The sequence below is a fragment of the Mesorhizobium sp. M8A.F.Ca.ET.202.01.1.1 genome (genome assembly GCF_004791595.1).
Taxonomy (GTDB): domain Bacteria; phylum Pseudomonadota; class Alphaproteobacteria; order Rhizobiales; family Rhizobiaceae; genus Mesorhizobium.
This window is the reverse complement of sequence record NZ_SRUN01000068.1, coordinates 1-484: the sequence shown is the minus strand read 5'-3', so window position 1 is coordinate 484 and position 484 is coordinate 1. Positions and strand designations below refer to the sequence as shown.

General features: G+C 63.4%; 1 protein-coding gene. It reads right to left on the bottom strand.

Annotation, left to right across the window (positions count from 1 at the left end):
* Positions 1-484: VCBS domain-containing protein (locus EN845_RS35700; RefSeq protein WP_210235525.1), on the bottom strand; the 484-nt coding region annotated here is incomplete at both ends.

Genomic DNA, 484 nt, shown 5'->3' with positions numbered 1-484 from the left:
CCGAGGCCAGGCCATTGTCGAGCGTATAGCTGTAGCTGCCGTCGCTGTTGAGATGCAGCGTGCCATAGGTGCCGACCAGGTCGTTGCCGACATTGCCAGCCGAGCCGTTGACGGCGCTGACGCTGTGGGTGTCGCCATTGTCGACATCGGTGTCGTTGGAAAGCACATTGCCGCTCACCGGATTGGGATCGGCCAGCGTGTTGGTGTCTTCCTTCACCGCCGCCGCATCGGCCACCGCCACCGGCGCGTCATTGGTGCCGGTGATGGTGATGGTCAGGTTGGCGGACGAAGAGCCGCCGTGATTGTCGGCATTGGTGTAGCTGAAGACGTCGGTGACGGTGGCGCCTTCGGCAAGCTGCTGCACCGAGGCCAGGCCATTGTCGAGCGTATAGCTGTAGCTGCCGTCGCTGTTGAGATGCAGCGTGCCATAGGTGCCGACCAGGTCGTTGCCGACATTGCCAGCCGAGCCGTTGACGGCGCTGAC